Annotated in this window: 8 protein-coding genes; 2 read left to right on the top strand and 6 right to left on the bottom strand. The window is 57.2% G+C overall.

Annotated elements, in window-relative coordinates; translation table 11 throughout:
- Positions 1-28: 28 nt before the first annotated feature.
- Positions 29-2377, bottom strand: coding sequence for a bifunctional salicylyl-CoA 5-hydroxylase/oxidoreductase (locus L995_RS04390; RefSeq protein WP_047469495.1), 2349 nt, complete (start codon positions 2375-2377; stop codon positions 29-31).
- Between the two features lie 180 nt (positions 2378-2557).
- On the opposite strand from L995_RS04390, the gene L995_RS04385 reads away from it, so the two are divergent.
- On the top strand, positions 2558-2776 hold the full coding sequence (locus L995_RS04385) for a DUF7661 family protein (protein WP_016450629.1): 219 nt from the start codon (positions 2558-2560) through the stop codon (positions 2774-2776).
- Positions 2777-2835: 59 nt separating this feature from the next.
- The gene (locus tag L995_RS04380; protein ID WP_016450628.1) at positions 2836-3582 is read left to right on the top strand and encodes a hypothetical protein; all 747 of its coding nucleotides are present in this window, start codon (positions 2836-2838) and stop codon (positions 3580-3582) included.
- A 19-nt stretch (positions 3583-3601) separates the two neighbouring features.
- Here the strand turns inward: L995_RS04380 and L995_RS04375 are convergent, their stop codons facing one another.
- The 5 genes from L995_RS04375 to L995_RS31735 all read right to left on the bottom strand — a co-directional run.
- Positions 3602-4003 (bottom strand): hypothetical protein, encoded by a 402-nt coding sequence (locus L995_RS04375; RefSeq protein WP_047469492.1) that lies wholly within the window; start codon positions 4001-4003, stop codon positions 3602-3604.
- 171 nt (positions 4004-4174) lie between these two features.
- Entirely contained in the window at positions 4175-4579 is a 405-nt protein-coding gene (locus tag L995_RS04370; RefSeq protein WP_034400127.1) for an SCO4402 family protein, read from the bottom strand.
- Positions 4580-4705: 126 nt separating this feature from the next.
- Entirely contained in the window at positions 4706-5131 is a 426-nt protein-coding gene (locus L995_RS32760; protein ID WP_156135986.1) for a DUF6896 domain-containing protein, read from the bottom strand.
- A gap of 366 nt (positions 5132-5497) precedes the next feature.
- Positions 5498-5815 carry a hypothetical protein gene (locus L995_RS32755; protein ID WP_156135985.1) on the bottom strand — a complete coding sequence of 106 codons (318 nt, stop codon included), beginning with the start codon at positions 5813-5815 and terminating at the stop codon, positions 5498-5500.
- Positions 5812-6397 (bottom strand): RHS repeat-associated core domain-containing protein (locus tag L995_RS31735; protein WP_082001483.1); only part of this gene is annotated, 586 nt, incomplete at its 5' end. The genes L995_RS32755 and L995_RS31735, both read right to left, overlap by 4 nt.

Genomic DNA, 6397 nt, shown 5'->3' with positions numbered 1-6397 from the left:
CCGCGTTCCAGGGGTCGTGAATTTGGGGTCATTTGAGATCCAACTGCGCCATGGCGGCGGCGCGTTCGAAGTTGGTTTCCAACTGGCGCTTGCCGGGCTGGTACTGGTTCGGCCAGTCCACATCGTGGGCGCCCAGGCGTGCGGCCTCGCGCAGCGTCCAGGCGGCATCGGCCAGGTGCGGACGCGCCAGCGCGCACAGGTCGGCCCGGCCCGAGGCGATGATGGCGTTGGCATGGTCGGCCTCGAAGATGGCGCCCACGGCAATGGTCGGTATGCCGGCCTCGTTGCGAACACGGTCAGCAAACGGCGTCTGGTACATGCGGCCGTACACCGGCTTCTGGTCGGGGCTGACCTGGCCCGAGGAGCAATCGATCATGTCGGCGCCCGCCGCCTTGAAGCGGCGTGCGATCTCCACCGCATCGTCGGGCGTGATGCCGCCCTCCACCCAGTCATGGGCCGAGATGCGCACCGACATGGGCCGGTCCTGCGGCCAGGCTGCGCGCACCGCCTCGAACACCTCCAGCGGAAAGCGCAGGCGGTTGTCCAGGCTGCCGCCATATTCGTCATCGCGCCGGTTGGTCAGCGGCGAGATGAAGCTGGACAGCAGATAGCCGTGGGCGCAGTGCAGCTCCAGCCAGTCAAAGCCCGCTGCCGCGGCGCGCCGCGTGGCGGCCACGAAGTCCTCGCGCACGCGATCCATGTCGGCGCGGGTCATGGCGGCGGGCACTTGCGAGAGTCCCTCGATATAGGGCAGGGCCGATGCCGACAGCAGCGGCCAGTTGCCCTGCTCCAGCGGATGGTCGATCTGCTGCCAGCCCAGTTGGGTGGAACCCTTGCGGCCCGCATGCCCCAGCTGCATACCAATGTGCGCCCCGCCCTGCGCGTGCACAAAATCAACGATGCGCCCAAAGGCCTGCGCCTGCTCGTCGTTCCACAGCCCGGGGCAGCCGGGCGTGATGCGCGCGTCGGGCGAGGTGCAGGTCATCTCCACCATCACCAGGCCCGCGCCGCCCATGGCGCGCGCGCCCAGGTGCACCAGGTGGAAGTCGCCAGGCACGCCGTCGGTGCAGGAATACATGGCCATGGGCGAGACCACGATGCGGTTCTTCAGCCGCAGGCCGCGCGCCTGGTAGGGCGTGAGCATGGGCATGGGCGGGCGGCGGCCTTCGGGCACGGTCTCGCCCGCATGCTCGGCAATCCAGCGCTCGAAGCCCTGCAGCCAGGCGGCATCGCGCAGGCGCAGGTTCTCGTGCGAGATGCGCTGCGAGCGCGTCAGCAGCGAATAGGCGAACTGCTCCGGCTCCAGGCCCGCATAGCGCTCCACGTTCTCGAACCATTCCGTGGAATTGCGCGCCGCGTTCTGGATCTTGAGCACCTCCACGCTGCGCACCTCCTCGTAGTGGCGCAGGCCGGCCTCGATGCCCCCCGCAGACCGCAGGCTGCGCGCCAGCTCGATCGCATCCTCCAGCGCCAGCTTGGTGCCCGAGCCAATCGAGAAATGCGCCGTGTGCGCCGCATCGCCCATCAGCACCACGGGCACGCTGCGCGGGCCGCGCAGCGTGTCCAGCGCATTCCAGTGCACCCAGGTATTGCAGATCACGCGCGGAAAGCGGATCCAGATGGCCGAGCCGCGCAGGTGCGTGGCATTGCTGACCAGGGCATGGCCGTCCAGCCAGGGGGCGAACAGTTTTTCGCAATAGGCAATGCCCTCTTCCTGGCTCATCTGCTCTATGCCGGCGGCCTGCCAGGTCTCCTCGGGCGTCTCCACGATGAAGGTGGACATGCCGTCTTCATAGCGGTAGGCATGGGCCTGGAACCAGCCGTGCTCGGTCTGCACGAAGGCGAAGGTGAAGGCATCGAACACCTTGGTCGTGCCCAGCCACACGAAGCGGCAGCGGCGCTGGTCGATATCGGGCCGAAAGGTATCGGCATAGCGCGTGCGCACCTGGCTGTTGATGCCGTCCGAGGCGATGACCAGGTCTGCGTCGTACTCGCGCGCCATCGCCTGGTCGTCCTGCACGAAGTTCTCGAACACCAGCTTCACGCCCACGTCCTCGCAGCGCGCCTGCAGGATGTTGAGCAGCTTCTTGCGGCCTATGCCGATGAAGCCATGGCCGCTGCTGCGCAGGCTTCGGCCCTTGAAGTGGATGTCGATATCGTCCCAGTGGTTGAAGGCGTCACCAATGGTGCGGGCCGACACCGGATCGGCCTCGCGCAGGTTGTCCATGGTGGCGTCCGAGAACACCACGCCCCAGCCAAAGGTGTCGTAGGGCCGGTTGCGCTCCACCACCGTGACCTCGTTGGCGGGGTCCTGCAGCTTCATCAGCAGGCCGAAGTACAGGCCGGCGGGACCTCCACCGATACAGACGATCTTCATACCGCAAACCCTTTTCTCGCAGGGCGGCAGGCGCCCCAGGTTCAGCAACAGTGCCCAATCACTTTAGGCCTGAATAGTTTAGGTTTGAAATATATGGACAAACCGCCACCACGGACATGGGGAGAACACGGATATGCCACCGGCTCCCGTTACGATGCCCGCTCACCAGGAGACACCCGCTTGGAAAAATACCGCTTCAATGTCTTTGGCCGCATCATCGCCATCGAACGGGCAGACGCCCACTGGCGCTGCTTCAACGTGGGCGCGGACGGCAAGCGTGCCCCTGCCCTGCTGGCCATCCCCGCCGACGTGACCCACGCCGAACTGGCCCAGTACCTGTACGACATCTATCACGAGAGCGCAGCCGCATCGGACCAGGACATCTTCGAGATCACCTGACACCCGGCCCGCAGCGCCCCCCGCATTCCCAACCCCCTCTATCCGCCAAGGAGCCCCTCTTGTCCCAGCCAACCGAAGTCCGCGAACTGAAGCCGGGCCTCACCCCCTTCCCCGCCGCCGCCGACATCTTTGTGGCCGACCAGCCCTGGCTGGCAGAGCACCTGCTGCCGTTGATCTCCATCGACCTGGGCCTGGTGCGGCCCGAACTGGCCGGCACCGTGGTCCACATGCTGTGCCCCGTCGAGCCCTTCGAGGGCTGCATAGGCGATGAGACCGAAGCCCACCACAACGCCTTCACCGCCCCCAACTGGTTTGCGCTGGAACTGACGCCCGACAACCGCTACCGCTTCCTGGGCAACGAAGGCTTCTTCCAGCGCGCGCCGCAGCATGGCGGCCAGTTCACCAAGGACGCCTACGCCTGCGAGCACACCGACGAAATGCTGGCCAGCCACGCCAAGGCCAGTGCCTACTACGCCCAGCATGGCCGACTGGCCAGCTACTCGCGCTACGGCAAGGGCGAGCCCGTGGAGCAGGACTACCTGGACAGCCTGGGCGGCGGCATCTGGTACGGCAACTGGACCAGCCACCCGCCCATTCCCCCGGCCTTCCAGCTGGACGAGGCGGAGAACGCCGGCATGGGCGATGAACTGGAAGACGACGGCATCCGCATCACGCGCGACGGCAAGCCCTTCTTCCACGTGGCCAACGTGGCCGGCTACAACTGGTGCGCCACGGGCGCGGACAGCATCCTGCTGTTCTACGAGCCGGAAAGCCGCACGGCGCTGTTCACCTTCGACTGGACCTGAGCCGGCCGAGCAGCGCCGCTCAGACGCGGCCCTGCTCGGGCGTGACGATCAGATGCGCCAGCAGCGGCCGGATGCGATCGTCCTGGTAGTAGCCGCCGTACTCCGTGTAGCGCAGAAAGGCGGCATTGCAATGGTGGCAGCGCCAGAGCGTGCAGCGGTTGTACGGGTGCCAGCCCAGGGCGATGGGAGCATCCGGCGACCACTGGTTCGTGCCCTGTGGGTGATATTCATCGAGCAGTTCCCGCGTCTCCGGCGTGTCCAGCGCACCAACCTGCTGCAGATGCGAAGTCTTGTCCGCACCCGACAAGGACTCCCAGCCCGGCCTCCACAGCACAGCGCAGTCCGCGCATCGCTGCTGCTCGGCCGCCGCCGCTGCGAAGGCTCTCAATTCGGGTTCGGGAAGGGGGGTTGAAGTTGTCATGGAACGGTGCCTTGGTTTTTATGGATTGTCTGGCAGGTTTTGGGGGCGGGCTACCAGTGGAAAACATCTTGTTGTTCCACGAACCTGGCAACGCTACGGTACTCTTTACCATCGACTGGACATCACGATCAGCCATGGTCTTTCCCCGGCTAGTCGTCTGGCATGCCCGTGTCAATCCAGCGGCTCGGGGCAGCCAGCGGCGTTGCTCCCCTCCAGACAATCGAACGCCCTTTCGGCACAGGCCTCCACTCTCGTCCATTCGCCAACTTGCATGTAGAAGCTTTCCGGCATGTCCGTGCCGTACGCCTCAAAGACGGCATTGATGGCATCCACCAACTGCCCCATCAGTGATGCCTCCTGCCCATCGAGAAGAATTTCACCGATCGCCATACGAGCATCACTGCCAAGATCCGTATCGTCAAAAATGAAATGTATGGCCAAATCAAGATGGTCGTATTGAACGTCTGCAGGAAAGTCCTGATTCACCCAGGCTTTCATCTGATACTTCAAATCCTTGAGTTTCCTCAAATATCCGAGCAATTCCATTCTCATTTCAGGATATTTCAAGCGAGGCATCTCAATATCTTCCTATCCTGTTACCCGCCGATTGTGAGTAGCCCTGGAGCTTGTTATGCATTTTATAAAATCAATAAGATTTTATCCCCTTTATTAACTAGATTAACAATTAAATTAATGACAGCATTAAGATGAAAGTAACTTATAATACCCCGTCGGCAGCACCTTCACGATCTCTCCTGTAGATTCCAAATAAATCAAGGCTGATTTAATTGCATCATCAGCATATTGGTTTTTGAAATTAAATCCAATCGATTCAAAATAGAAGAATAATCTATTTGCGCTAAAAAAATCTCCATTCGACAGGAAATAATCATTTATATCAATAACCGCACCTTCATGAGAGAACTCATAACCACATCCATGCTTTTTAAATTCCCACTTATTCATCTCCTCATCAAAAACAAATCCGCTGCGAGGAAGAAATTCTATATTTGATAGCTTCACAAGATCACTATGGGTTCTCATGAAAGAAAGATGTAGAATCTCCTGTTTTTCTACATATTTTTTTATGCCAAAAGCAATATTTTTGATAAGGGAATAATCTACCACAATCAATACCTTGTTCTATTTGAACGAGCAACGGCGGCGTCTTAAGCGTGCCCCCAGCAGCCGCATCGCCTTGTGGATGCCCTGCGGGTTGTATTACTGCAGCGCATTGCTCCAGGGATACAGCTTGGCTGGCCCTCGCCGGTCCGTCAGGGCTATTGGTGTGCCCGAGTGGCCGCAATGGCAGTGGTAGTGGTGGATAGCGCTGTTACCGGCCTGCTGAAATGTTATAGATCGACGTGCACACCCACCTTTGCATAGGTGCAATATCAAAAGTCTCGCTTAACTGCATGAGTGCATTAGCCAAGAAAAATCTATGCCACTTGGCACTAGTCTTTATCCCACGGAATATTAAATCATGGTAATATTTTATTTACCAAAACACCCATATTTACCCATCGAATTATTTATCACCATTTCTTCACCAGAAGAAATTATTTCTTTATTTTTTATAAAGAAATAAGTAAAAATTCCGTCATCCATTGATTCTTTATATTTCATATTATCTTTTATATTATTTGAATATTTCTTCAAATCCTCAATAATAAATAATTTGGGCGCATATGGCGGAAATATGCAAACAAAATCGTAATCTCTATTTATATAATAACTAAAATCATCTTTTTTAAAGAAATACCAACTCAATATTATTGAAATAATAATAATTGCTGTTAATTTAATTTTCATGGAATTTGCCAATCTTGGCTTGTGGTGAGCGCGCCAGAATCTTTATCTATAAACCATAGACTGCCATCATCAAGACTATCTTGGCATTTATTTTCACAGTCATTTTTTGTTTTTGAAGATAGCGAGCAATTTCTGCCTTTTTGATTGTTGTGCAAATCCATTATTTCCTCCTTTTTTGCTTGACCTGCTTTTGTTCCATACTCCTCGTGAGTATCGCCAACAGATTTCGCCTGGTCTACCCCCATCCTTAAGCTCATAATGCAAGACCAATAACAATGACGGAATGCATCGCCCTTTCCATTGTGCAACTCATTTCTTGGAAATTTTCTCTGAGCTGTAGACAGGGCATCTTTATTATCAGATCTTGTACTAAGAGCATCCCATGGCCCGATATTCCATATATGACTCAGCTCTTCCATCAAACCTAGTGGATCTATGCCTTTGTTTGGATTTTTGACATAAATATTCTTATTGACCCCACCTGCCAACCCAATCGGATCCTGATTCACATAACTCCCCACCACCGGATCGTAATACCGATGCCGGTTGTAATACAGCCCCGTTTCCCTGTCATGGTGCTGC

The sequence above is a fragment of the Delftia sp. ZNC0008 genome, from assembly GCF_000799035.1.
Classification (GTDB): Bacteria; Pseudomonadota; Gammaproteobacteria; order Burkholderiales; family Burkholderiaceae_C; genus Comamonas; species Comamonas tsuruhatensis.
The sequence above is the reverse complement of the archived record's forward strand: the minus strand, read 5'-3'. Positions and strand labels throughout refer to the sequence as shown.